This is a genomic window from Bacillus sp. NPDC094064 (assembly GCF_050279585.1).
Classification (GTDB): domain Bacteria; phylum Bacillota; class Bacilli; order Bacillales; family Bacillaceae_G; genus Bacillus_A.
Genome location: NZ_JBNNUI010000002.1, coordinates 82,365 through 107,215, shown reverse-complemented (window position 1 = coordinate 107,215; position 24,851 = coordinate 82,365). Strand labels below are relative to the sequence as shown.

Below are 24,851 nucleotides of genomic sequence, written 5' to 3'. Positions count from 1 at the left end.
TGTAGAATGAATCATTCTACAGCCTTTTTTATTGCGTTCATACTGGACAAATCACATGACATACGTTAATAATGTATGCCTAAAACGTAAGGAGGATTAAAATGAGTAACCTTCCAACTCATGCAAAACTTAAAGTAAATAAGGATACTTTCTTTCTCCCTGACTCAAGCGGGGGTGTCTATTTTCGAAATAACGCCAGTTCATTTCGCATGGACGGTGATGGAATTTATAACTGGATTGAAAAATTAATGCCGATGTTTAACGGGCATTATTCTTTAGATGAAATAACAGACGGACTCCCTCTCCCTTATCAAAATCGTGTATTTGAAATCGGAGAGATTTTATATGAAAATGGTTTCGTTCGTGATGTAAGTCAAGATGCGCCTCATGAATTAAACAGTGCATTACTTGATAGATACGCTTCGCAAATTGAATTTCTAGAAGCTGATTCTCATTCAGGTGCTTTAAAATTCGAAACGTACCGCGCAGCAAATGTCCTTATAGTTGGTTCCGGATATATGCTTACTTCCTTAGTTTCTTCTTTACTTGAATCTGGTTTACCTACATTTCATTACCTCGTTACAGATCGTGCTGAAACAAATTATGACAGAATTCATGAGCTAATAGAACGTGCATATGAAGTTGATGATTGTGTACTGATTCAAGAAATAGATACGACAATTGATCGTCCCCTGCATGAAGTATTCGAACCTTTCGACTGGATTTTGTACGTTTCTCAAGATGGAGATATTGAAGGTTTAAGAGCCGTTCACACTATTTGCAAGGAACTAGGAAAAAACTTCATACCAGCCATTTGTTTAGCAAATTTCGGTTTGGCCGGCCCTGTCGTAACGGCAAATCATGAAGAGTGCTGGGAATCAGCATGGCATCGGCTACATGAAACGACTTTGCAAAATGAACATTCACCAGATTCCTTCTCTTCTATTCCATATGCAATGTTAGCAAATATAATCGTTTTTGAGTTATTTAAACACGTCGCGAATGATTCTTACCGAGAAAAGGAACCACAATTCTTTTTATTAAACTATGAAACACTCGAAGGAACATGGCATCCTTTTATAAAACACCCTCTTGCTACTGATGAAAGTTTTACAATCGATACGATAGAAAATCTTTCCGAAAAACTTGAGCATCGGTCCAACCAACATGCTTCAACTAATTTATTTCGTTTTTTCGACTCGTTAACTTCTAAAGAAGCTGGTATATTCCATGTGTGGGATGAACAAGATTTATATCAATTACCGTTATCACAATGCAATATTCAAATAGCTACGCCACTATCAAATGGCCCGGCTACCCTCCTCCCTCTTATGACTTGTGGAGGATTGACCCATAATGAAGCGCGCCGAGAAGCTGGTTTAACAGGAATTGAAACATATATAGCAGAAATCATTCATCGCCTTATTCCTGAACATAACGATATCGGTATCGGCGCTGGGGAAACGATGACAGAAGGTGTATACCGGGCTCTACAACAACATGTAAACAATAAACTGTATGAACGGCAGTCACATATGCTAGAAGAGATTACAACAATCAACGTAGCGGAAATTCATGATAAGCATTGTAAGTTTTATTACGATGCCCTTTCTACAATCCACGAAACACCTAAAATAGCAATGAGTGACGAGATTCTCAGTTTTCCTGTCGTTTGGGTCGGTGTAAATGAGAGATGGTATGGTGCATCGAATATTAATATGACGTTAGCATTACGAAATGCACTACAACTATCACTTCTCCATATTCAAAATGAAAAGACTCCTTACAGAGCTAATATTTTGCCTGACTCATCTATTATTTTATATGAAACGGACCCTTTTAGAGTGGAAATACAAGCAGAAGAAGACATTCCAAGTGTGCAATCTTTACAGCTTGCCTTACAGCATTTATCGGAACATAATTTTTATCCATTCGTATTTGATTTAGCAATTGAATCATTTTTGAAAGAAAATTTAGATGGTGTGTACGGGGTATTAATTGCAAAGGAGGATAGTCTATGACTCAAAATATATTGCTTATAGGAGATGGCCTACTTGCAGACTACGTACATGATCAATTATGCAAACAATACGCTATCATTCGCCAACATACTATCACAGAAGAACTTCCTGAAAATATTCAACTCGCTCTCATATTACATGACGGCTCCCCTTCTACTATTCATCATGATGCTGAGTTGATTTTTCGTTCCAACCACATTCCGTGGCTACGTGCATTTACTTCATTTGGTGAGGGTATTATCGGTCCTTACATTCATCCTCCTGCAACTGGATGTACCCATTGTGCCGATGGACGACGCTTTATCGCTGGATTTGATCAAAAAGAAATGTGGGAATTACAGCAAAAATATGCGCTAAAAGCAGCGAACGTGACGAGACGTGATGTACGTGCCACCCAAAACGGTATTCTACAAATGTGCCAGCTCATTCATGCTGAAACGGAGAATATATTAGCTAACGGACATTCTTCTTTAGAAAATGAACTCATTTTACTAAACTTACAAACATTGCAATGTACGCGGCATTCTTTTCTTCCTGATCCTCTCTGCCCTGTATGTAGTGATTTACCTAATGATACGGCGGATGCAGCAGAGATTTCTTTACAACCGAGCTTAAAAACAAGTACTGAAACGTATCGCTGCCGTTCCATTCATGAGCTAAACACATTTTTAACGAGAGATTATTTAGATTACCGGGTTGGTATATTGAACGGAAAAATGCAACATTCTTTATTACCCTTTGCTGACGTTATTATAAACATGCCTTTAATATTTGGAAATGAAGGTGTTGCAGGTCGAACTCATTCATTTGCAATAAGTGAAGCAACTGCGATTTTAGAAGGATTAGAACGATATTGCGGTATGTCGCCCCGCGGGAAAAAGACAAATGTGCATAGTAGTTTTCATGATTTAGAAGGTTATGCACTGAATCCTCTCACCCTCGGTGTACATACAAATGAACACTATAATCGTGATAGTTTCCCGTTTAAACCATTCGATCCTGATTATGAGCAAAACTGGGTATGGGGCTATTCTTTATTACAAAACAGGCCACTTTTAGTTCCTGAATCCATTGCTTATTATAGCCTCGGTCATCGAGATGCTTTCGTGTATGAAACATCGAATGGATGTGCAATTGGTGGTAGTTTAGAAGAAGCTATTTTTCACGGCATTTTAGAAATTGTAGAGCGTGACGCCTTCCTGCTCACTTGGTATGCTGAATTACCTCTTCCCCGCCTTGATCTTAGTTCAGCAAATGATACAGAACTACAATTAATGATCCAGCGGTTACACACGATTACTGGATATGAACTACATGCTTTTAACGCGACGATGGAACACGGCATCCCGAGCTTATGGGTAATTGCGAAAAATACTCGTGAAAATGGGATGAACGTTGTTTGTGCAGGAGGCTCTCATTTAGATCCAATCCGTGCTCTAAAGAGTGCCATTCACGAAATAGCAGGCATGTTACTAATAACAGACGATGAACTCGAGCAAAAAAGGGAGCACTACGAAAACTGCTTACAAGATCCTTATCTCGTTACTAAAATGGAAGACCATAGTATGCTTTACGGATTGAAAGAAGCGGAAGAACGCCTTCACTTTCTTTTACGTGAAGATGCGCCATTGCAGACGTTCCAAGAGATGAATGCATTACAATCATTTCATATGGATTTAACGTCCGATCTTCATCAACTTTTAAATCGAATACATCAATCTGGACTTGAGGTGATCGTTGTAAATCAAACGGTACCGCTTATAGAGAAAAATGGATTACATTGTGTAAAAGTAATAATTCCAGGCATGTTACCGATGACGTTCGGGCATCACCTTACTCGTGTTACAGGATTAGATCGAGTGTATACCGTACCGGTGACACTTGGATATAGAGCTGAGCCGTTAACAAATGAACAATTAAATCCACATCCGCATCCGTTTCCATAATAGAGGAGGGGATTTCATGCATCTGGATACTTTTTTACATCATCTCCATTTCTCTATCGATGAAATTATGCCGAATCATGAAGTCGATTGGCAAGACGCGCCGCTTCCTTATAAATTATATCGAAATTTACCTGTCATCCCTCTCTCTTTAGAAATTCCGTTGTCTTTGCCGAGCTCTTCTACTGCACCTACTTTGGATAAGATTGGTCATTATCTTTGGCACTCATTTGGTTTAACACAATTATGCCAGCTAAACAGCGAGAGGAATGTATTCCGAAGATCTATCCCTTCAGGCGGCGCTTTATATCCGAATGAATTGTATATATACTTAAAGATTGACGATTATCCAGACGGCATTTACCATTACGATGCCGCTCATCATCGACTTATCTTACTTCGCGAAGGAAATTTCGATTCATACCTTACAGACGCACTCGGCAATCGTTGCAATATACATTCTTGTTTTGGTGCTGCATTTGTATCCACTATGTTTTGGAAAAACTTCTTTAAATACAATAACTTTTCTTATCGTCTGCAAGGATTAGATAGTGGTGTTCTCATCGGTCAATTGCTTGAATGCGCAAAACAATTCGGTTACACGAATGGCGTATATTTTCAATTTCTAGACCGGGCAATGAATCATTTACTCGGACTGTCTGAAGACGAAGAAAGTGTGTATGCAGTTATTCCTTTAAGTACAGAACCAAATATAGCTTGGTTTCATGACGATCATCGTGAAAATAAAACTGTTACTTCTCATGAATTACTACAGCAAATTCCGCCGTTAGCACATGAACATTTCGTTCGCTCAAAGCATGTGAATAAATATCCGATGATAACAAAAATAAACGCGGCTTCTATGATCGAATCGACAGAACACTTCCAAGCATTCGCTCATGAAGAATACTATCAACATAGTGCTCACGCCATACAGCTACCAAAAGTAGAACGGTTATCGTATGATTTCTTACACCTTTGCAAAAAACGATATTCCCCTGATGCTGACTTTACTTTAACGAAATGGGATGCAGCCGAGCTCGCTACTTTACTACAAGAAGCGAGTCTCTCTTTTCCTTATTACAACGACGTTGATGGCAATTCTTTAAATAAAAATGCGCGAGTCTCATTATATGGATGTTTTTATAACGTAAAAGATATAGAAAACGGTGCTTACACTTATAACAGTAAAACCCATTCCATACAGCCACTTCGATACGGAGATCTTCGTTATCCCCTTCAATCTAGTATGACGATGGATAACGTGAACCTTTTTCAAGTACCACTTTGCTTACATGTAGTCGGAAAGAAAGATTACTATACAAATGCACTAGGCTATAGAGGATACCGTATTCACCAAATGGAAGCTGGTATACTCGTCCATAAACTCGTTTTCACTGCAACCGCTATGGGGATGGGTGGGCATCCGTTACTAAGCTTTGATACAAATTCATGTGATCAACTGTACGGGATTGATGCTGGAAATGAAACGTCTCTCATTCAAATTCCTGTTGGGGCGTATCGGGCGCGGAATTGGTTAAAAGGAGCTTTGCATAATTAGAAGCACGCCGATTGATGGCGTGCTTTTTCTAAAGGACTTAATTTATAAAAAGCGAAATAAATATATATTCTTATATAAAAGGAGAGTTTAACTTGAGCATTTTACAACGGTTAATTCAGCAAGCGAAAAATCCTCGCGGGACAATTGGTTCTTCCATGCTTTGTATTATGAACGCTGCACATACGAGATTAACACATTGGGGATTACAAAAAATACATATACGTAAAGATGCGATTACTTTAGATATTGGTTGTGGGGGCGGTAAGACAATACATACTCTTTCAAAACGGATTCCACTTGGGAAAATATATGGAATTGATTATTCAAATCAAGCTGTTGAAAACTCAAAGAAAGCCAATATACAGGACGTAAAAAAAGGAAAAGTAATCATTCATCAGGCAAGTGTCTCCTCTATTCCTTACAATACAAACTTCTTCGATCTCATTACCGCTTTTCAAACTCATTACTTTTGGCCTGATGTTGAACAAGATATAAAAGAAGTATTTCGCGTCTTACAACCGAATGGATCTTTTTTATTAGTAGCTGAAACTTTTAAAATTCAATATCATATGGAGAATTTTAAAACGAATGAAGAGTTAGTAAACCTTTTTTATAAGACTGGATTTACAAGGGTACAATGTTATGAAGAAAAAGGATGCCTTTGTGTAATAGGAAGTAAATAAAAAGCAGACCTTAAAAGGTCTGCTCTTTTTACTAGATTAACTTAAAAATACTCTTAATTTGTCTCGCAAATAACCAGTTTTTCGTACCGTAGTTATCATTTAAGCTATCTAAATCAATAGATTTACCATTAGCAAACTTTAATGCTAACGTTGTATTTTTGTCGTTTGTTTTTAAATTACTATTTGTAATGTCATCATACTTTAATTTCTCAATTTCAACATATTCATCTGTTTCTTGTCCAATTACGACATGGTCTTGGAAGAAGAACAATACTTCTACTTTTTTGCCGAAACAAAATACATTTTTCGCATAAATTAATGTCGCATTATCAAGTCCGACGCAAACTTCTTTCATCTCTTCAACAACACGTCCAAAGTCTTCTTCCTGTCTTGCGTTTGATTCAGCAATCCATTCTTCGATTGTTTTTATGTTAATTGCCATACTGTGCCCCCTGGTTCGTTCATTGCTTTCTTTTAAAATAAATACTATATGAAAATATAAGCGATACGTACTATGTTTTCAAGGGTGAACGATACATTCGAAATAAAGTGAAGTTTCAAATTAATATACAAGTAGAATCCATTTCATTATATTTTAAACGTTTGAAAGAGACATTCTTCATCATCGATTAACTGTTTTTTCTAATCAAATTCGATGTTTACCTCCCTTTGCACAAAAAAATAGCACTTAAAAAGTGCTATTCTGCTCTTCTTGCCGCTTGTTGAATTGGATCCCAAACGCTGTTATATGGTGGTGCGTAACTTAAGTCGACATCTTCTAAATCGTGAATACTCATTTTATTGAAAAGTGCCATTGCGATCACATCAATACGTTTATCTACGCCTTCTTCTCCCATTACTTGTCCGCCTAATAATTGTTTCGTGTCAGTGCGATATAATAATTTCAAGTGAAGTGGTTTGGCACTTGGGTAATAGCCCGCCATATTTGTAGAATCTACTTTGACTGTTTTATACGGAATGTTTAGTCCTTTCGCTTCTTTTTCATTTAAGCCTGTCCTTGCGAGCGTCAAATCCATAAATTTAATAATGCCTGTACCTAACGTACCTTTAAATGCTCTTCGCTTATCAACCATATTGAGTCCAGCAAGTCGCCCTTGTTTATTTGCAGTCGTTCCGAGCGGGATATGATCATGAATTTCCTTTATAACATGGTAATGTGTGGCGCAATCACCAGCTGCATATACGTCTTTTACATTCGTTTGCATATATGCATTTACCTCGATTGCCCCTTTATAATTTGTACGTATACCCGTTCCTTCAAGAAAATCACTATTTGGTTTTACTCCGACAGATACTAAAACAAGATCCGCTTTGTACGTGCCTTTATCCGTTTCAATTTGTTCTACTCGCTCTTTTCCGATAAACGCTTTTACATTTTCATTCGTTAAAATTTCAATATGATGTTTATCTGCTTCTTTATGTATATACTCTGCCATATCTGCATCATAAATCGTACCGACATAATCGTTTCGCTCAATCATTCTTACTTTCTTACCAAGCTCTACGAATGTTTCTGCCATCTCAAGTCCAATGGCACCGCCGCCAATAATCGTTACATTCTCAATTTCATTCGTTTCTAGCGTTTTTACTATACGCTCAGCATCCGGGATTGTTTTTAAAAGATGCACACCTTGTAACTCTCGTCCTTCCCACTCTGGCATAACAGGACGCACTCCAGTTGCAATTAATAAGCGATCATACGGAAATTCAAAAACATCTCTCGTCTTCGTATGCTCTGCGTACACAATCTTCTTTTCCGTATCTACTTTTGTAACTTCATGACACACTTTCGCATCAATTCCATATTTATCACGAAATGTCTTCACATTGCGCGCTATTAATTTTTCAGCTGAAGCGATAGCACCGCTAATTACATAAGGCAAACCGCACTGAGCGTATGAATAGATTTCACCTTTTTCTAACGTCACAACATTTGCCGATTTATCGTTTCTAACAATTTGCATTGCTGCGCTCATACCAGCTGCATCTCCGCCAATAATGACATAGTTCACTTTACCACTCCTTCTATTTTACATACTCTTTACGATTTCCATATTCTATAAAAATAACACCTCTCCCTATTGTAAAGAAAGAATATTTCATCTACAAATTTGGTGTACAAAACTATGCGTAAATAGGTAACCGTCGTGTCTTATAAACAACATGTTTAATATGCTATAACAGTAACTATTGAAAGTAGGTGAAACATACATGTGCGCCAGCCTTCTCGTCCAGCTTCCAGAGGAACCGATAGAACCGAGACCCGCCCTCCCGCTTGAACAAGAATTTTCCGTTAATGCAACTATTTATAGTGCTCGTGCTTGGTTATCTAATGATGAGACTTTTGCACAAACGATTTGGAAAGCCTCTCGCTTCGCTTCTGCATCACACGCTCGCAAGTCCATCTTCCCAGTTGGTACTGTTAAAATTGTAAATTTTTCTGATGATACAATAACAGTTACTATATCATCAGAATCAGAAGATGCACTCAAAATAATCGTCCCCCCTCATTCTGAAGCTGCTTTAACGTCTAGTGCTTTGTCTGATGTGCAAGCAAGTACATCAGGAAAAGCAAGTAAAGTCACATTCCTCTTCCACATCTTTTTCTCTAGGGATCCTGGTTCAGATAAAAAACCATAAAAAAGGTACAGTTATGCACTGTACCTTTTCACGTATTCTATTCTCTTGATTTGATTAATTCAACATTATAAGACTCAATATTAGTCAACACTCCTGTAAAATATGGATTTTCTCTATACCAAGATTGTTTTGAAAAGTACGCTTGCATATCTTTCGTTTGAAACATATGTCCATGCCTTGCGTATATTTCATTTCTAGCAATTTTTAACTGTTCTTTCGATAAGTATCTTAAATCTGAACTCGTTAATTTTCGAATATCACTATCTGGAAAGATGAAACCATTATATACATACCCAGTCGTGGGCGTCGGAGCAACATTATAAACAACTGTTTTTTCTTCACTTTTCTTTTGAAATGGAAGATTATAAGACGAAAGTGCCGTTACCGTTTCTACTTTCGTCGTTTCCCGTCCACTTTCTCCATTTCGTTCTAAATAAATCGTCGCGCTTCCATCAGTCGCTATCGGTCCCCACGTAATTTCTTCTCCAGCCAGCGCTGTAACTGGTTTTTGATTCACGTACAATGTCGCGCCTGGCATATTCGTTTGAACTGTAATATATTTTCCTTGTAACGTTAAATCGATCGTTACATTATTTTGGCTTTGTTTCATAAGTACGACCTTTTCCTCGCGTAATAGTTTTACATATTCATTTTTATATTCTGATTGAAATACTTGCGTTCCTGGAAGAAACGGTCCATATTGCTTCTCAAACTTTTTGTCATCTGTCTTATCAATTTCTTTTCCGTTCATTTTTAAGGATGTGCCTTTTTCATTTGAAAGCAAAGTTGTATAGTACGTCTTCGCTTTCAATCTATACCGATCAAATATAACGAAATACTTCCCGTCTTTCGTTAAAGAAAAATCTGCTCTTTCAATTCCGTCCCCTTGTTTTTCACCTTGTATCAAATATGCTTTCAATTCATTCACATAGGATGGATTCTCTTTTATATACGAAAATAGAGGCATTACACTCTCTCTCGTTACAACAACTGATGGATCATCTGCCGTGATGATCTCAGCTAATTTCTCCCCGTCCCTCTCTTGTAAAATCGTAATCATCCGGTCTACTTGTGCCCCCTGCGCATAATACGATGATCCGTACAAATACAATCCAACAATCGCTATAATAAATAGCGCTAACAGTGTAATACCAACTTTTGTACCACCGTTCATATTCTTCTTTACTACAGGATTTCCCCTCTTCGTCCCGCAGTTTTGACAAAATTGCACACCATCTTCAAACTGAATTCCGCACTTTGTACAGACATTCATCCATTCACCCACCTTTTCTTTAGAAGCCAGTTAATCCTCCAGTAAATGTTTGAATTATCATGTTAAAGTAAGACCAAAATATAATCCATACTACGATTCCGTTTAAAACATTTGCGATAAGAAGAGTGTAAACAAGATCTAGTCCACCGTTATCTAATTTTGCTATAGCTACAACTATACTAATTCCCATATACGTTGTAGCCAGCCCTAATAATAACGGTAAAAAAAGGATTAATAAGAAACTAAACAGAAAAGAAAGTACTAATATAGCAATAGCTGGAGTCGCTATCGTTCCCCATATACCGAATACTTCAAGAAACGAAAAAGAAGATTTCATCATCTTACCACTTACAAAAATAATAAATCCGACAAATAAAGTTAAAATTAGTAAAAATAAAAAGACCTTTATAGACTCTCCAAAGAAAGAAGGCGTAGATAAATCTGGCGCTAATGTTCTCGTAAGTGCTGCCCCAGCGCTCATTATTCTATAAAAAATACATGCTCCTAAAAAACAAATAAGTAAAAGGCTTGTAATTCCATTTCGCACTTCAATATTGCCACTTTTCATAATTGCTGTCGGTGCTTTTAAAGCATGTTTAAAAAACTGGAAATAGCCACTTGCAAATCGCTTCGCTTGCTCTACTGTTTCATTTGGACGTGTTTCCTTCACTTGTGCTGCCGATGGTTGATGCCCCCCTTCTGGGACACCACTCGCTACTACTTCTTCCGTTAACGAATGTCCACAATTCCCGCAAAACTTTGCCTCTGCTGCATTCTCTGTATGACACGCTGAACATTTCATGCTCTCATCCCTCCTTATGCATATACCTGATAGGGTGTTACAAATTCAATATATGACTTTGTACATAAAACATGACTACAAGAAGAAGATTATGAACTCCTCCTTTTGAAGAAAAATATATAGACTAGCAATCTAGAAAAATAATGCTATTATGAAACAGAGCAAATAACATTTTAAACAGATTGGATGAAAGACAATGGAATTTGTAAACTCTATTTTTCAAATACTCCTTACAAGTGTAATCCAACTATTTTCTTTAATTGGAGTCATCATTGTAATCGGATTTCTATTAGGTTATTTAGAATCACTAACAAGAACGTATTGGTCGAGAGCTTTCGGAAGAAAAGGATTCCTTTTGACTGCATGGATTGGTGTTCCTATTCACGAACTCGGACATGCCATTATGTGCATACTATTCCGTCATAAAATTGTAGCAACGCAGTTCTTCCCAACAGATACAAGTCAAGGAGCTTTAGGTTACGTACAACACCAATACAATCAAAAAAGCATATATCAACGAATCGGGAATTTCTTCATTGGAATTGGCCCTATTATTTCTGGTATTACTGCATTAATCCTTTTAATGCGCTATTTCGTACCCGAATCTTATTCTTTATTTAATACAACTCTCGAAACAACCGTTTCCTCTACTTCTATTAATTTAGAAATGGTTCAGAATATGTTCTTGTCGACGTTTGTGTTATTAAAAAGCTTATTTACAATAAGCAATTTATTGAATCCTTCCTTTTGGTTATTTTTATTTATCGCCATTTGTATTTCTGCTCATATCGCTTTAAGTAAACCAGACATTAAAGGATCGATAGACGGTGTTATCGTCATGTTTATCGTGTTATTTTTATTCAATATAATAGCAGGTCTTTTCCAATACGACAGTAATCTGCTAATTGGACAGGTTATGAAATATAATATGTATCTCATTGCATTTTCTAGTGTGGCACTGCTGTTCTCTTGTATTTCTACACTTGTTAGTTTTGTGTTTTATAAAATAAGAGGAGGGCGTTCGTTTTGACGTCCCTCTTCTATCTTTAAATAATTATTTATCAGATTTAATAAGTTATTGAATGGGAATAGATGGTCCAATCACTTCGTTTTCTTTCCCCGAATACGGTACAAGTGAATATTTTCCCGCCGCTACATTAATTCCATCAAATCTACTAAAAGAAATGTCTCCGCCTTTATTCGATACAAATGAAAAACAATAACCCTATCACTGTTTTTCATATTGCAAACACAATTTCACCATTAAACAACATATATCTTGCTCATAATGAGAAGAGCTAGTTCATTGCGAACTAGCTCTTCCCTTTAATTACTTCTCTTATAATCACAATGCTCAACCGGAACACGAGCATGCCCTTCTTCATCGGTACACCATGACTGTGACTGGAAGGCAAGGAAGATACCGATCCATTCTTCTTCCTTTTCAAAGTGAATGAGTATTCCTCCGTCTTGCCATATACCATTATCACCTTTCCATTTCTCTACATTTCCTTGATTCATGTGAATATCGTGTATACCGTTTCCTGGTTCGAAATGAAAGTAAGAATCAGGTGTATTTTCTTCTGGTCCCCATCTTTCACCAAACGCGTAAATAATTGCTTTTTCTTCTATTGCTCGTTTTATATAACGTTCTATTTTTTCGTTTAAATCATTATCTACTCCTGCTTTTTCAGCAGGTAAAGGAATCATTTGTTTTGAATCAAATAAATTACCTCTTACGTAGTCTAAAGCTACTTTCGGTTCATTGTTTTTTATTTGTGTAAAACCAAATGGTAACGTCGGTAAAATATGAATCGCCTCTGACCGAATATTGTCGCTTGCAAAATATAAAACTTCTGACGGATAACTTTGCGACTTTACGTTAATTGCAATACGATAGTCTACTCCTGCCTCGCCCTGTAAATGAACTTGATAATGAGGTGTTTTCCCTTTTCCAATCTTTGATTGTATAACTGTACCTTTTAACACACCATAATTTTTTAAGGGCATACATTTCATCTCCTATTCATTGAGTAGAAGCTTTTCATACTTTAGGCATTATCCATATAAAAAGAAAATCCTCCTTTCTCAGGAGGATTTCTTATTTTCTCAACATATACCAAATAACAACCTCTACCACTACAAGCAACACCGCACCAGAAATCATTAACGTCGTTTTCTTTAATAGTTCATTTTCACGATGCGGTATATTACATAAATAAGCACCTAGTGTAATCCGTGATGGGCAAGCGATTGTCGCTACTGATGATGCGGTGTTTTGAAGTGTTGTGACGTATTGCCACGGGAGTGCTACGTTTTGTGCTGTTTGCATTTGTAATTTTATAAACATTGCATTTGATCCTGCGTTACTACCTGTTAAAAAACCGCCAATACCTCCAATGAACGGAGCAACGAAAACGAAAAATGTACCAAATGTTTCACCAGCTGTTTTTGCAAGTAATGAATGCATGCCAGATGCCCCCATGAGTTCTGCAATCGCAATAAACATTGTCGTTGTAATAGCGAAAGGAATCCATTGTTTAATCGTTTGCGAGAGTGATTGTTTAATAATGTGAGACGGAATACGGAAGAAAATAATCGTAAATAAACAAGTCATACCGAGCCAAAATCCCGGTGAATATAGCATTTCTAGTTTGTACGAATATGATTTCAAATCGAGAACTGCATACGATTTTAGCAAATCATGTAATGCTGGAACGAGGCGAGAAAGCAAAATACAAACGGTTAAGAATATATAAGGGCTAATAATTTTTATAATAGATACTTCTCTCTCCGTTGCCGCAGCATGTTCTGTTATTAAATTTTGTTCACTTTTTCCTTTTAGTTTAATGATAAGAAAGCCAAATGTAATCGTAACGATAGAGCTTAATATACCTGCTAGTTCAACACTTACGTATGCGTTAGAAAGATAGATTCCGAGAGAAAATAATAGAAAGAATCCTACTCCTTCTTTCCACTTTTCAATAACAGCCTTCCAGCCACCAACAACGTGTAAAGAAAGAATGACGAAGTACGCAAACATCGGGATACTTAATAGTGCTGTATTTGTGCCAAGTGTCGTGAGTGGCATATTTATAAGCTGCGAACCGATAATCGTACCTGTTGCCATCGCTCCCCATGAACTAGCTAGTAACCCGATAAATGAGAGCAGTACAGCTTGAAACGGTTTATATCCTAATGAAAGAAAAATAGGTGCCGCGACCATGAAGCCAATACCGAATCCACTTACTGATTCAATAAGCGGGCAAATGCCAAAACACATAAGCAGCATTTGTAATAAGCGATCGTGAGTAACTTCTTCTAGAAAACGTGCTACTTGATCGATGTATCCCATTTTGTTCATGAGGTGAAATAAAAAAATACCGAAAAATAAAACGTATCCAACAATAAAACAAATTAACGAACCTTTAATCGTTGCGTGCACAGTTTCACTTATCCCTAACCGAAATGTTGGCGAGAGTAAAACAATTCCAACAGAAACGGCATAAGAAATTAATGAGGACCTTAATGACGTTTGTTTAAATAAAAATAAACAAATGAAAATCATCATAATTGGGATAAGTGCCAATAATACGGACATGTTATCATCTCATTTCGTTTAAAATACAATTTTTAACTATTATATAACAGATGGAATCACTTTCAATTGTTTTTATAACAGAATCAAAAAAGAACCAACGCGGCTCTTTTTTGATTTAATCCCAGTTTCTTTTATCTTGAAAAACCGTCTGCTGCCTAATTATTTTGTCTAACATAACAAACACAATATAAGCACATATTACTTGCAATACAATATTCCCAAGCTTTATTAATTCAAATGAATAGATCCACCGGAATAATTCATTTAATAATACAATCGAAACGATACTAAATAGTTCTATACTAATCGAAAATATACATACTTCTAAAATAGATTGCTCTTGAATGCGATTTAAGTTGGAAAAGATGAATACATACCCTAAAAATAGAGCCATCACCTCTATTTTCGTCATGCTAATGAGCCAAGCGTATAGTGGTACAGTTAAAAGAAGATATAGTAGTTTCCGTCTTAGCATGCTTTCTCACCTCTAAATTATATGTATTTTCTGTATATTTTAACATTTATTACGCAAAACAAAAAGAAGAGACTTATGCCTCTTCTTTTTGTTTTGTTGCCTGTATTAATTCACATATTTCTTCTCGTTTTTCATTTTCTAACAGCTCAATAACCTTACTCCCAACGACAACTCCGTCACATATTGTAATCATTTCTTCTACATGTTCTTTTGTTGAAATGCCGAATCCTGCAACTACTGGTAAATGCGTATGTGATTTTACCTTTTCTAAGTAACTATGAATCTCACCTTTAAAGTTTTGACGTGCCCCCGTTACGCCTGCTACTGTAACGGCGTAAACGAATCCTTCTGATTCACTCGTAATTTTTTCGATTCTTTCAATAGGACTCGTTACGGTAACAAGTGGAATGAGCGCAATGCTTGCCTCGCGAAGTAACGGGGCAATAATGTCTTGTTCTTCATATGGTAAGTCTGGAACGATGATGCCGTCTACACCTGCTTCCGTACAGTTCTCGATGAATCGTTCTTTTCCGAATGCAAGTACCGGATTTAAATATGTCATGAGTACAAATGGAATTTGTACTTCTTTCCTCACCTCTATTAACGCTTGAAAAATACCTTTTAATGTTACGCCGCTATCTAGCGCTCGTTTCCCTGCTCTTTGAATCGTTGGGCCGTCTGCGACTGGATCTGAAAACGGAATACCGATTTCAACGATGCTTGCTCCTGCTTCATCTAAAAAACGAATTCTTTCTTTTAATTTTTCAAGTCCACCATCTCCGCCCATTACGTACGGAATAAATGCTTTTTTACCATTTTCAAACGCTGCTTTAATTTTTTCTACTCCCATTGTTTACACCTCTTCCATATAACGTTTTATACTCTCTACATCTTTATCGCCACGGCCAGATAAACAAATGACCAGCCCTTCGTCTTGCTTCATTTGCGGTGCTAATTTTAAAGCGTACGCGACAGCATGTGAACTTTCTAGCGCCGGAATAATCCCTTCTTTTTTCGTTAATAATTGAAATGCCTCTAGTGCTTCATCGTCTGTGATTGAATGATAAGAAACGCGGCCAATATCTTTTAGCAAACTATGTTCTGGCCCAACGCCAGGATAATCAAGTCCTGCTGAAATAGAGTGTGCTTCTTGAATTTGTCCTTCTTCATTTTGCAGAAGGTACATCATCGATCCGTGTAAAACACCGACGCTTCCTTTCGTTAATGTCGCTGCATGTTTCTCTGTATGAACGCCTTTTCCAGCTGCCTCTACGCCGTAAAGAGCAACATCTTCATCGTGTACGAACGGATAAAACATTCCCATCGCGTTACTACCACCGCCAATGCAAGCAACAACTGCTTCTGGTAATTTCCCTTCTAGCGCTTCATATTGTTTTTTCGTTTCTTTCCCAATTACACTTTGGAAATCACGAACAATTTGCGGGAATGGATGCGGTCCAAGAACGGATCCCATAATGTAGTGCGTATCATGCACATGTGAAACCCAGTAGCGAAGCGCCTCGTTCACCGCATCTTTTAATGTGCCGCTACCTGCCGCTACACTTTCTACTTTCGCTCCGAGTAATTCCATTCGAAACACATTTAATTTTTGACGTCTTACATCTTCTTCTCCCATAAAGATGACGCATTCTAATCCAAGAAGGGCACATACAGTAGCTGTTGCCACTCCGTGTTGTCCTGCTCCTGTTTCAGCGACAACCTTTTTCTTGCCCATTCTTACTGCAAGAAGTGCCTGACCGATTGTATTGTTAATTTTATGAGCTCCTGTATGGTTCAAATCTTCACGTTTTAAATAAATCTTTGCCCCTCCGCAATACTTCGTCATATTTTCAGCGAAATAAAGCGGTGTTTCTCTTCCGACGTACGTTTTTAAATAGTGATTTAATTCTTTTTGAAACGCTTCATCTTCCATTGCCTCTTTATATGCTTCTTCTAGCTCTAATACAGATTGCATTAATGTTTCTGGAACGTATCGTCCTCCGTATATACCGTAGTGACCTTTTTCATCTGGGTATGCGTAGTTCATTTGGAACACTCCTTCGCTTTTATAATAAATTGTTTTATTTTCTTTATATCTTTCTTTCCTTCTGTCTCTACTCCGCTGCTCACATCAACCATATAAGGCTGAACAGTTCGAATTGCTTCGTCTATATTAAGGACGTTTAATCCACCAGCTAATATCGTTTTCCCTCGCAACTCGTTTGGCATATGAGCGAGTAACTCCCATGAAAATGTCTTTCCATTTCCTCCGTGAAACTTTTCTTTTGGGCTATCAAACAATATAAACTCCGTTTCATATACTTGAGCGTTTTTCATATCACTCTCTGAAGTTACTCCTAGCGCTTTTATAGACGGAATATTCAATCTTTCAATTTGATAATTATCTTCATTTCCATGTAATTGCACATGTGTTAACCCGCACTCATCTGCAATTTTCTGGATCATGTCTACTGATTCATTTACGAAAACACCGACCTTTAAAACATGTGCCGGAATCACCTCAATAATTTCTTTCGCTCTCTCTGGAGTGATTTTCCGTTTACTTTCTGCAAAAACAAATCCAATTGCATCCGCACCATATTCGCATGCAATTTTTGCTGTTTCCATATCAGTGATCCCGCAAATTTTCACTTTCATATGTTCACCTTACAATCTTCAAAAAAGCTACGAATAGAAGACGATGTCATAAGCGCTTCTCCGACTAATACGCCTTTTGCTCCGGCTCGTTTGACACGGATGATATCCTCTTTTGAATGAATACCACTTTCACTAATCCAAAATAGATTTTCCTCATTCAGTCGTTTTCCAAGCTTTTCTGTTTGGCTTAAATCGACTTCGAACGTTTTTAAATTGCGGTTGTTAATACCGATAACGTGCGGATTTAATTGGATTGCAATTTCTAATTCCTGTTCATCATGAACTTCAACGATTGCTTCTAATCCTTTTTCTAGTACGTAGCTATACAGCTCTTTTAATTTCTCTTTCGTTAACGCCGCTACGATTAGCAAAATAATATCTGCTCCTGCTTCGTATGCTCTATCAATTTGAATCTTATCAATTATAAAATCTTTGCATAAAAGCGGTATGTTACTTTCTTCTCTTGCCGTTTGTAAATCGTGAAACGATCCTTTAAAAAATTGACCGTCTGTTAAAACAGAAACTGCACCAGCGCCGCATTCTTCATATGTTTTCACTTGCTTTCGTACATCAACGTGTAAGTTAATATCTCCTTTTGATGGTGATGCTCGCTTTACTTCTGCAATGACAGTAAATTGATCTAAAGCTTTTACAAGTGAGTGTGTTTTTCTGTTTTCTTTTACTGGTGTATACGTTTTATATAACTCCGCAACTTCCACTTTCTTCTGCTCTACAATTTTGTCTAAAATCGTCCCCACTTTAATTCACCCTTTCTAATTTTTCGTTACTTGCTGCAATTAATACGTTTAGTTTCGCTAATGCTTTTCCAGAGTCAATGCTATGCGTTGCTAGTTTAATTCCTTCTTCAATCGTTTCTGCTTTTCCATTTGCAAAAAGAGCAAGACCTGCATTGAATAAAACGGTATCGCGATAAACACTCTTTTCTCCGCTCAATACTCCAAGTGTAATTTTTGCATTTTCTTTTGGATTCCCGCCTCTAATTTCTTCATTTTTCACTTTTGAGAAACCGTATTTCTCAGGCACAATACTCATTTCTACTATTTCATTATCTTTTAAAACGACGACATGATTTTCCCCTTGCAATGAAGCTTCATCTAAAAAGCCACTTCCATTTACAACAAGCGCTTGTTTCCGCCCTAGCTTTTGTAACACTTGCGCAACTGGTAATAACATATCTCGTTTATAAATGCCGACAAATTGTGTTTCTAAATTCACCGGATTTGTTAAAGGGCCAATTAAGTTAAAGATTGTCGGTACATTTAATTCTTTTCTTATTTTCATAATGCGCCTTAGTGCTGGATGCATCGCTGGTGCAAATAAGAAGGCAATTCCTACATTCTCTAATAAATAGTCAATCTCACCCGGCGTACAACTAATATTTACACCAAGTTCTTCTAATAAATCAGCACTACCTGTTTTACTAGAAACAGCACGGTTTCCATGCTTCGCAACCTTTACACCTGCTCCTGCCAGTACGAATGCCGATGTTGTACTTATATTGAACGTTTGCGCACCGTCACCACCTGTCCCGCAATTGTCCATCGCACCTTTTATATGATTCGAAAACGGTAATGCCTTTTCACGAAGAGCACGAACGAGACCGTATATTTCATCTGCAGTTTCACCTTTTGCTTTCAGTAAGACTAGGAAAGCTGCAATTTCACTTTCTAATAGGTTTTCACTTAATAAAAGAAGTCCCGCCCTATACATTTCCTCTTCTGTTAAATGTTGTCCCTCCATTAATTTGCGAAGATAGTTATTCATACTCTTTCCTCCTCTTTCACTTCTGCTAAAAAGGCACGTATTAATTTCCCGCCTTCTTCTGTTGCAATTGATTCCGGATGAAACTGTAATCCGAAAAGCGGATAATAATTGTGACGAACTGCCATTATTTCGCCGTCGTCCATCGCTGTCGCAAGTATGTCAAAACACTCTGGCAAGCTCGTTTGCGCTGCAACAAGAGAATGATAGCGCATTGCTGTAAGCGGCTGCGTTACGTATGAAAAGATTGACGTTCCATTATGTTTCACACGCGATGTTTTTCCATGTTTAATGCGCTCTGCTCTTACAATGTCTCCTCCAAATGCTGATATAATTGCTTGATGGCCAAGGCAAATCCCTAATATGGGAACGTTCTTATAAAAATGATGAATGACATCGATACAAATACCAGCATCTTCCGGTTTCCCTGGTCCTGGTGAAAGCACAATTCCTTTTGGATTCATCGCTTCTAATTGCTCTATCGTTATTTGATCATTTCTTACGACGACAATATCCTCTTCGTATTCACCTAACAGTTGATACAAGTTGTATGTGAATGAATCGTAATTATCAATCAGTACAATCATTTCATTACCTCCAAAAGTGCTCTCGCTTTATTTAATGTTTCTTCATATTCAGCTACTGGATCTGAATCGTACACGATGCCTGCTCCCGCCTGAACGTACGCTTTTTCATCTTTTACAACCATCGTTCGAATTGCGAGCGCCATATCAAGATTACCTGAAAAACTAACGTATCCAACTGCACCGGCGTATACATTTCTTTTTTCTTTCTCTAGTTCATTTATAATTTCCATCGCTCTAATTTTCGGAGCTCCTGATACTGTGCCAGCTGGCAGGCAATAAGCTAATGCATCAAAACCGCTCATTCTTTTTCGCAATGTTCCGTAAACTTCAGATACAATGTGCATAACGTGAGAATATTTTTCTACTTTCATATATTTATCTATTGTAACTGAGCCGATTTCACTCACTCTGCCAATATCGTTTCGTCCAAGATCTACAAGCATCATATGCTCTGCTCGCTCTTTCTCATTGCCTAATAATTCTTTTTCTATTTCCTCATCTTCTCTCTTCGTTTTCCCTCTTGGCCTCGTACCAGCAATTGGATTTGTCATCACTTTATCGTCTCTTACTGATAGCAAACTTTCCGGTGAAGAACCGAGTACAACATAATCTTGGAAATCGATATAAAACATATATGGTGATGGGTTCGCAATTCTAAGTTTTCGGTATAACGCGAATGGATCACCAATACATTCACTTTGCAAACGCTGCGACAATACGACTTGGAATATGTCCCCGGCTCGTATATGTTCTTTCGCCGTTTCTACCATGTCGCAAAACTCTGTTTCAGTTATGGAAGAAGTGAATGATAACGTTGATTGTATTTCATTTCCTTCCGTTTCTTCTCCCTCCAATACTTCATTTTTGTATACTTGCAACCTTTCATACACTTCTTCATAATCTGCTGAATCATCTTTCCTGCATACGTATACAAACGACAACTTTTGGCGTAAATGATCGTAAACGATAAACTCGCGATACAGTAAAAGGTGTACTTCTGGAATATTCAATGGATCGTGTAAATCTGCTCCAATGTTTTCATATTGTCGAATGACATCATAGCCAATATAACCAACTGCTCCTCCGCAAAATGGGAATGGACTTTCTACTTGCGTTGGTGCAATTACTTCTTCTAACACTTGTAACACGTTATCTTGCAACTTTTCTATTTGCCCGTATGTCGTTCGTTCTACTTCCGTACCCACGCTTTTCACTTCACCATACGGATTACATCCTAAGTAAGAATAACGTCCTTTATCTTGATGAAGCTGTGAGCTTTCCAGTAAAAACTTCTTCTTTCCGTTCATACGTCTATATAAAGAAATTGGCGTAATGCTATCTCCTTCTTCTTCAGCTATTACTAAAAATGTTTTTCCTTGTTCTTTTCGCTTTATAAATTCTTCTTTCGTCATCATGTCCTTCACCTCGCCCGGAAAAATAAAAAAGCCCTCTACATATCGAAAATATGTAGAGGACGATAAATATACCGCGGTACCACCTCATGTTGGATGCAAAAGCATCCCGCTTTATTCAGGTACAAAATTTATACCTTATCCTTGTAACGGCGGAACCCGGGTTGCCTACTGAAAATAATTGTTCAGCATACCTCTCGTAAGCCCATTCCGTATATGGCACCGCACCGGGCTCCCACCTATCCCCAGCTCTCTGAAACGTCTCCAATATACGTACTCTTCTTACTTAAACGATTTCATTTATTTAATTTTTTGTATACAAAAAGGGAGTACTCATCCTATAGAAAGGACGGGTACTCCCGTGGTGCCACCTTAATTCGTTACGACTGTAACGCACTTTACCGTATCAAAAACAATACGTGTCTCTTGTATCGATGAGATCATGTCGCCAAAGCCTACTTCTTTCGTTTCGGTTTGGAAGCTCCGAAGCCCATTCCACATCAATCCCATACTGATTCGCACCAACCATCAGCTCTCTGACATGTTCATCATGTGTACTCTTCTTCATCAACGCTTGCATTTTTTTAAGTTGCACTCATTATAGACCTAACTTTTTTCATAAGTCAATATTTTTTTGAAAAAATTATTTTTTTCTTGTTTCAATATTATATTGACAAAACAATCTCTTTTTATGTAAATATAATAAATACTCTATTGAAATTAAGCTTTTTTGTCTTATATTTATATATCAAAAAAATAAATCATTGTCAAAAAACGCTTACATTTCAGAAAATTCATATTTCAGCATGGATTTTTCTGAATAATCATGATAGATTATGAATATGCATAACGCATCAAAAGACATGACAAAAGGAAGGGGAACTACATGAGTACGCAGATGTTAACTTTAACTTCTATCTCTATTTACATGCTCGGGATGTTAGTAATCGGCTATTTCGCCTATAAACGAACGTCCAACTTAACAGATTATATGCTTGGCGGGCGTACACTAGGCCCCGCAGTAACAGCATTAAGTGCTGGAGCATCCGATATGAGCGGTTGGCTTTTAATGGGATTACCCGGTGCAATGTTTAGCGTTGGATTAAGTAGTAGTTGGATTGCGATCGGCCTAACACTAGGCGCATACGCAAACTGGCTTTATGTCGCTCCTCGCTTACGTACCTACTCTGAAATTGCAAATAACTCTATTACTATTCCAGAATTTTTGGAACACCGTTTCCACGACAAATCTCACATGCTACGCTTAGTATCTGGACTTGTTATTATGATTTTCTTTACTTTCTATGTAGCTTCAGGGCTAGTTTCAGGCGCTGTATTATTTGAAAATTCCTTTGGTATGAACTATCATGTTGGATTATTCATTGTCGCAGCAGTTGTTGTAGCTTACACGCTATTTGGTGGTTTCTTAGCTGTAAGTTGGACAGACTTCGTGCAAGGAATCATTATGGTAATTGCTCTTATTCTTGTTCCTATCGTAACAATTATGAATTCGAATGGACTTGGACCTGCATTTGATACAATTCGATCTGTAGATCCAACACGCTTAGATATTTTTAAAGGTGCCTCTACTTTAGGAATGATTTCTTTATTCGCATGGGGCCTTGGTTATGTTGGACAACCTCATATTATTGTACGCTTTATGGCGATTTCGTCTGTAAAAGAAATTAAAAGCGCACGAAGAATTGGTATGAGCTGGATGATTTTCTCTGTTGTCGGAGCTATGTTTACTGGTCTTATCGGTATTGCTTACTATTCACAACAAGGGTTGACATTATCTAACCCAGAGACAATTTTCCTTGAACTTGGAAAAATTTTATTCCATCCACTTATTACTGGATTTTTATTAGCAGCTATTTTAGCGGCTATTATGAGTACAATCTCATCTCAGTTACTCGTTACTTCAAGTGCGGTAACTGAAGATTTATATCGTACATTCTTTAAACGTTCTGCTTCTGATAAAGAGCTTGTATTTGTCGGTCGTATGGCTGTACTTGGTATTGCATTAATCGGATGCGCTTTAGCGTTTAAACAAAATGATACGATTTTAGCTCTTGTTGGATATGCTTGGGCTGGATTTGGTTCTTCATTTGGACCTGCTATTTTATTGAGTTTATATTGGAAACGTATGACAAAATGGGGCGCGCTTGCTGGTATGATTTCTGGTGCTGCGACTGTTATTATATGGACACAATTTAAATTCTTAAAAGACTTCTTATATGAAATGATTCCTGGTTTCGCTATTAGTTTACTAGTGATCATAATTGTTAGTTTACTAACGCAATCTTCAAAAGAAGTTGAAGAACAATTTGAGAATTTTGAAAAACAACATAATCTATAAAGGGAAAGCTCTGCTGTTACAATAACAGCAGAGTTTTTTTAATCAAAGTTCGACAATCTTCTTCGCGAACTTAACAAATTCTTTATGTTTCGTTAAATTTAGCATAACACTACTCCTTTATAGTGTTAGTATCAGCACTTATACAGAAAGGGGACTCCAATATGTTAGCATCTTTCCAGCAACAACAAACACGAAAATTTTCACCTATTACAAACGCTTCTACTTCTTGTTTACACATACAACCTAAACCTACAATTTCCATTGCTCCTTCTGTTATTTCAGTTATTGGTGTTCATATGCAAAAAAATAAGTTAAAAATAAAAACTGGGCAAAGCACTGAATTATCAGCTTCTATTTCGCCAAAGCAAGCGACAAATCAAGAGCTTATTTGGACAAATATGAACTCTGATGTCATCACCATATATCCAAAAGGTGATACGGTAACGATTACTGGAAAAAGTGCAGGAAGAGTAGTCGTAATTGTTACAACTGCTGAAGGAAAATTCCGCGACTTATGTGTCATTCATGTACAACCTTATATAATAAATCCAAAGTAAAAGAGTGGCTTCCTTAGCCACTCTTTTACTTTGTTTCAATATTTGAGTTTTTACTCTTTACAAGATAGATAAATCGCTCCTTATCTTTAGGAGAAATAATCTCTGTTTCATATGCCCCGTAAGCAATTTCAAGTCGATCAAATGACAATGCATGAGCTGCTATTGGATTTTTCGTTTCGGAAATTTGTTTTATATCTCGTATAAATATGCGTTTTTTAACGAAACCGGATTGAATAGTAATGATTTCTTCCCCGACAATATATTTTGTCGAAAACCAACTCCAACTAAATAGGATAGCTAACGGAATTGTAAAAAATAAGAGAAAGTAGTCTCTCCCTACAAATATTGGTGCAAAACAAGCACTCACAACAATGAAAAAAACTGGATATAACCATGCATCTTTTTTTGATGGAAATTCCATTCCCCTCCCCCTTCTTCACCTAAATTTCTATAAAACAAAAAGAGAAGCCACACAA

General features: G+C 37.2%; 23 protein-coding genes, 1 pseudogene and 2 other annotated features. Of the genes and pseudogenes, 8 read left to right on the top strand and 16 right to left on the bottom strand.

Features of this window, described 5'->3' with window-relative positions:
- Nucleotides 1-101 precede the first annotated feature (101 nt).
- From ACQKNI_RS05090 to ACQKNI_RS05075, 4 genes are all read left to right on the top strand, one after another.
- Nucleotides 102-2,021 (top strand): putative thiazole-containing bacteriocin maturation protein, encoded by a 1,920-nt coding sequence (locus tag ACQKNI_RS05090; protein ID WP_098945931.1) that lies wholly within the window; start codon nt 102-104, stop codon nt 2,019-2,021.
- Entirely contained in the window at nt 2,018-3,967 is a 1,950-nt protein-coding gene (locus tag ACQKNI_RS05085; protein ID WP_427282240.1) for a TOMM precursor leader peptide-binding protein, read from the top strand. The genes ACQKNI_RS05090 and ACQKNI_RS05085 overlap by 4 nt, the downstream gene beginning before the upstream one ends.
- 16 nt (nt 3,968-3,983) lie before the next feature.
- A complete protein-coding gene (locus tag ACQKNI_RS05080) occupies nt 3,984-5,525 on the top strand; it encodes a SagB family peptide dehydrogenase (protein ID WP_427282239.1) in 1,542 nt (513 codons plus the stop codon).
- 92 nt (nt 5,526-5,617) lie between these two features.
- Nucleotides 5,618-6,208, top strand: coding sequence for a class I SAM-dependent methyltransferase (locus ACQKNI_RS05075; protein WP_088231389.1), 591 nt, complete (start codon nt 5,618-5,620; stop codon nt 6,206-6,208).
- A 31-nt stretch (nt 6,209-6,239) separates the two neighbouring features.
- Here the strand turns inward: ACQKNI_RS05075 and ACQKNI_RS05070 are convergent, their stop codons facing one another.
- The 3 genes and pseudogenes from ACQKNI_RS05070 to ACQKNI_RS05060 form a co-directional block, all read right to left on the bottom strand.
- Nucleotides 6,240-6,650, bottom strand: a complete 411-nt coding sequence (locus ACQKNI_RS05070) for a DUF3908 family protein (protein ID WP_088231390.1) — start codon at nt 6,648-6,650, stop codon at nt 6,240-6,242.
- A gap of 146 nt (nt 6,651-6,796) precedes the next feature.
- Nucleotides 6,797-6,883 (bottom strand): annotated as a pseudogene (locus ACQKNI_RS05065) (GNAT family N-acetyltransferase); the annotation flags it as partial.
- A gap of 23 nt (nt 6,884-6,906) precedes the next feature.
- Entirely contained in the window at nt 6,907-8,241 is a 1,335-nt protein-coding gene (locus ACQKNI_RS05060; RefSeq protein ID WP_088231391.1) for an FAD-dependent oxidoreductase, read from the bottom strand.
- 199 nt (nt 8,242-8,440) lie between these two features.
- Between ACQKNI_RS05060 and ACQKNI_RS05055 the strand changes: the two genes are divergently transcribed.
- Nucleotides 8,441-8,869 carry a hypothetical protein gene (locus ACQKNI_RS05055; RefSeq protein ID WP_088231392.1) on the top strand — a complete coding sequence of 143 codons (429 nt, stop codon included), beginning with the start codon at nt 8,441-8,443 and terminating at the stop codon, nt 8,867-8,869.
- 37 nt (nt 8,870-8,906) lie between these two features.
- Here ACQKNI_RS05055 and ACQKNI_RS05050 read toward each other — a convergent pair whose 3' ends face one another.
- A complete protein-coding gene (locus tag ACQKNI_RS05050; RefSeq protein ID WP_088231393.1) occupies nt 8,907-10,142 on the bottom strand; it encodes a TcaA 3rd/4th domain-containing protein in 1,236 nt (411 codons plus the stop codon).
- A gap of 19 nt (nt 10,143-10,161) precedes the next feature.
- Nucleotides 10,162-10,944, bottom strand: a complete 783-nt coding sequence (locus ACQKNI_RS05045) for a zinc ribbon domain-containing protein (protein WP_088231394.1) — start codon at nt 10,942-10,944, stop codon at nt 10,162-10,164.
- 196 nt (nt 10,945-11,140) lie between these two features.
- Here ACQKNI_RS05045 and ACQKNI_RS05040 point away from each other — a divergent pair, with 196 nt between their 5' ends.
- Nucleotides 11,141-11,974, top strand: a complete 834-nt coding sequence (locus ACQKNI_RS05040; RefSeq protein WP_088231395.1) for a hypothetical protein — start codon at nt 11,141-11,143, stop codon at nt 11,972-11,974.
- 296 nt (nt 11,975-12,270) lie between these two features.
- On the opposite strand, the gene ACQKNI_RS05035 is transcribed toward ACQKNI_RS05040, so the two are convergent.
- The 10 genes from ACQKNI_RS05035 to trpE form a co-directional block, all read right to left on the bottom strand.
- A complete protein-coding gene (locus ACQKNI_RS05035; RefSeq protein WP_088231396.1) occupies nt 12,271-12,954 on the bottom strand; it encodes a DUF2278 family protein in 684 nt (227 codons plus the stop codon).
- 91 nt (nt 12,955-13,045) lie between these two features.
- Nucleotides 13,046-14,545, bottom strand: a complete 1,500-nt coding sequence (locus tag ACQKNI_RS05030) for an L-lactate permease (protein WP_098252428.1) — start codon at nt 14,543-14,545, stop codon at nt 13,046-13,048.
- Nucleotides 14,546-14,660: 115 nt separating this feature from the next.
- Nucleotides 14,661-15,020 (bottom strand): DUF4029 domain-containing protein, encoded by a 360-nt coding sequence (locus tag ACQKNI_RS05025; protein ID WP_088231398.1) that lies wholly within the window; start codon nt 15,018-15,020, stop codon nt 14,661-14,663.
- Between the two features lie 73 nt (nt 15,021-15,093).
- Nucleotides 15,094-15,870, bottom strand: coding sequence for a tryptophan synthase subunit alpha (trpA, locus tag ACQKNI_RS05020; RefSeq protein ID WP_098357504.1), 777 nt, complete (start codon nt 15,868-15,870; stop codon nt 15,094-15,096).
- Nucleotides 15,871-15,873: 3 nt separating this feature from the next.
- Nucleotides 15,874-17,067 (bottom strand): tryptophan synthase subunit beta, encoded by a 1,194-nt coding sequence (gene trpB / locus ACQKNI_RS05015; protein WP_098252430.1) that lies wholly within the window; start codon nt 17,065-17,067, stop codon nt 15,874-15,876.
- Nucleotides 17,064-17,678 carry a phosphoribosylanthranilate isomerase gene (locus tag ACQKNI_RS05010; protein ID WP_088231401.1) on the bottom strand — a complete coding sequence of 205 codons (615 nt, stop codon included), beginning with the start codon at nt 17,676-17,678 and terminating at the stop codon, nt 17,064-17,066. The genes trpB and ACQKNI_RS05010 overlap by 4 nt, the downstream gene beginning before the upstream one ends.
- Entirely contained in the window at nt 17,675-18,436 is a 762-nt protein-coding gene (gene trpC / locus ACQKNI_RS05005) for an indole-3-glycerol phosphate synthase TrpC (protein WP_088231402.1), read from the bottom strand. The genes ACQKNI_RS05010 and trpC overlap by 4 nt, the downstream gene beginning before the upstream one ends.
- A gap of 1 nt (nt 18,437) precedes the next feature.
- The gene (gene trpD, locus ACQKNI_RS05000; RefSeq protein WP_088231403.1) at nt 18,438-19,463 is read right to left on the bottom strand and encodes an anthranilate phosphoribosyltransferase; all 1,026 of its coding nucleotides are present in this window, start codon (nt 19,461-19,463) and stop codon (nt 18,438-18,440) included.
- On the bottom strand, nt 19,460-20,047 hold the full coding sequence (locus tag ACQKNI_RS04995; protein WP_098252431.1) for an aminodeoxychorismate/anthranilate synthase component II: 588 nt from the start codon (nt 20,045-20,047) through the stop codon (nt 19,460-19,462). The genes trpD and ACQKNI_RS04995 overlap by 4 nt, the downstream gene beginning before the upstream one ends.
- A complete protein-coding gene (gene trpE, locus ACQKNI_RS04990) occupies nt 20,044-21,462 on the bottom strand; it encodes an anthranilate synthase component I (protein WP_140417401.1) in 1,419 nt (472 codons plus the stop codon). The genes ACQKNI_RS04995 and trpE overlap by 4 nt, the downstream gene beginning before the upstream one ends.
- Before the next feature lie 52 nt (nt 21,463-21,514).
- Nucleotides 21,515-21,759: a binding site (T-box leader), on the bottom strand.
- Nucleotides 21,760-21,801: 42 nt separating this feature from the next.
- Nucleotides 21,802-22,039, bottom strand: a binding site (T-box leader).
- A 306-nt stretch (nt 22,040-22,345) separates the two neighbouring features.
- Between trpE and putP the strand changes: the two genes are divergently transcribed.
- Together putP and ACQKNI_RS04980 are read left to right on the top strand one after the other, a co-directional pair.
- Complete coding sequence (gene putP, locus ACQKNI_RS04985) at nt 22,346-23,818, top strand: sodium/proline symporter PutP (RefSeq protein WP_088231406.1); 1,473 nt, start codon at nt 22,346-22,348, stop codon at nt 23,816-23,818.
- A gap of 161 nt (nt 23,819-23,979) precedes the next feature.
- The gene (locus ACQKNI_RS04980) at nt 23,980-24,375 is read left to right on the top strand and encodes an Ig-like domain-containing protein (protein ID WP_098252433.1); all 396 of its coding nucleotides are present in this window, start codon (nt 23,980-23,982) and stop codon (nt 24,373-24,375) included.
- Nucleotides 24,376-24,400: 25 nt separating this feature from the next.
- On the opposite strand, the gene ACQKNI_RS04975 is transcribed toward ACQKNI_RS04980, so the two are convergent.
- Nucleotides 24,401-24,796: a PH domain-containing protein gene (locus ACQKNI_RS04975; RefSeq protein ID WP_088231408.1), complete on the bottom strand. Its 396-nt coding sequence runs from the start codon at nt 24,794-24,796 to the stop codon at nt 24,401-24,403.
- Between the last annotated feature and the right edge of the window lie 55 nt (nt 24,797-24,851).

Excerpts from the sequence above, each read along its gene's own strand:
- ACQKNI_RS05090 (WP_098945931.1), top strand. The coding sequence starts at position 102 with ATGAGTAACCTTCCAACTCATGCAAAACTTAAAGTAAATAAGGATACT.
- ACQKNI_RS05085 (WP_427282240.1), top strand. The coding sequence starts at position 2,018 with ATGACTCAAAATATATTGCTTATAGGAGATGGCCTACTTGCAGACTAC.
- ACQKNI_RS05080 (WP_427282239.1), top strand. The coding sequence starts at position 3,984 with ATGCATCTGGATACTTTTTTACATCATCTCCATTTCTCTATCGATGAA.
- ACQKNI_RS05070 (WP_088231390.1), bottom strand. The coding sequence starts at position 6,650 with ATGGCAATTAACATAAAAACAATCGAAGAATGGATTGCTGAATCAAAC.
- ACQKNI_RS05055 (WP_088231392.1), top strand. The coding sequence starts at position 8,441 with ATGTGCGCCAGCCTTCTCGTCCAGCTTCCAGAGGAACCGATAGAACCG.
- ACQKNI_RS05050 (WP_088231393.1), bottom strand. The coding sequence starts at position 10,142 with ATGAATGTCTGTACAAAGTGCGGAATTCAGTTTGAAGATGGTGTGCAA.
- ACQKNI_RS05045 (WP_088231394.1), bottom strand. The coding sequence starts at position 10,944 with ATGAAATGTTCAGCGTGTCATACAGAGAATGCAGCAGAGGCAAAGTTT.
- ACQKNI_RS05040 (WP_088231395.1), top strand. The coding sequence starts at position 11,141 with ATGGAATTTGTAAACTCTATTTTTCAAATACTCCTTACAAGTGTAATC.
- ACQKNI_RS05035 (WP_088231396.1), bottom strand. The coding sequence starts at position 12,954 with ATGCCCTTAAAAAATTATGGTGTGTTAAAAGGTACAGTTATACAATCA.
- ACQKNI_RS05030 (WP_098252428.1), bottom strand. The coding sequence starts at position 14,545 with ATGTCCGTATTATTGGCACTTATCCCAATTATGATGATTTTCATTTGT.
- ACQKNI_RS05025 (WP_088231398.1), bottom strand. The coding sequence starts at position 15,020 with ATGCTAAGACGGAAACTACTATATCTTCTTTTAACTGTACCACTATAC.
- trpA (WP_098357504.1), bottom strand. The coding sequence starts at position 15,870 with ATGGGAGTAGAAAAAATTAAAGCAGCGTTTGAAAATGGTAAAAAAGCA.
- trpB (WP_098252430.1), bottom strand. The coding sequence starts at position 17,067 with ATGAACTACGCATACCCAGATGAAAAAGGTCACTACGGTATATACGGA.
- ACQKNI_RS05010 (WP_088231401.1), bottom strand. The coding sequence starts at position 17,678 with ATGAAAGTGAAAATTTGCGGGATCACTGATATGGAAACAGCAAAAATT.
- trpD (WP_088231403.1), bottom strand. The coding sequence starts at position 19,463 with ATGAATAACTATCTTCGCAAATTAATGGAGGGACAACATTTAACAGAA.
- ACQKNI_RS04995 (WP_098252431.1), bottom strand. The coding sequence starts at position 20,047 with ATGATTGTACTGATTGATAATTACGATTCATTCACATACAACTTGTAT.
- trpE (WP_140417401.1), bottom strand. The coding sequence starts at position 21,462 with ATGATGACGAAAGAAGAATTTATAAAGCGAAAAGAACAAGGAAAAACA.
- putP (WP_088231406.1), top strand. The coding sequence starts at position 22,346 with ATGAGTACGCAGATGTTAACTTTAACTTCTATCTCTATTTACATGCTC.
- ACQKNI_RS04980 (WP_098252433.1), top strand. The coding sequence starts at position 23,980 with ATGTTAGCATCTTTCCAGCAACAACAAACACGAAAATTTTCACCTATT.
- ACQKNI_RS04975 (WP_088231408.1), bottom strand. The coding sequence starts at position 24,796 with ATGGAATTTCCATCAAAAAAAGATGCATGGTTATATCCAGTTTTTTTC.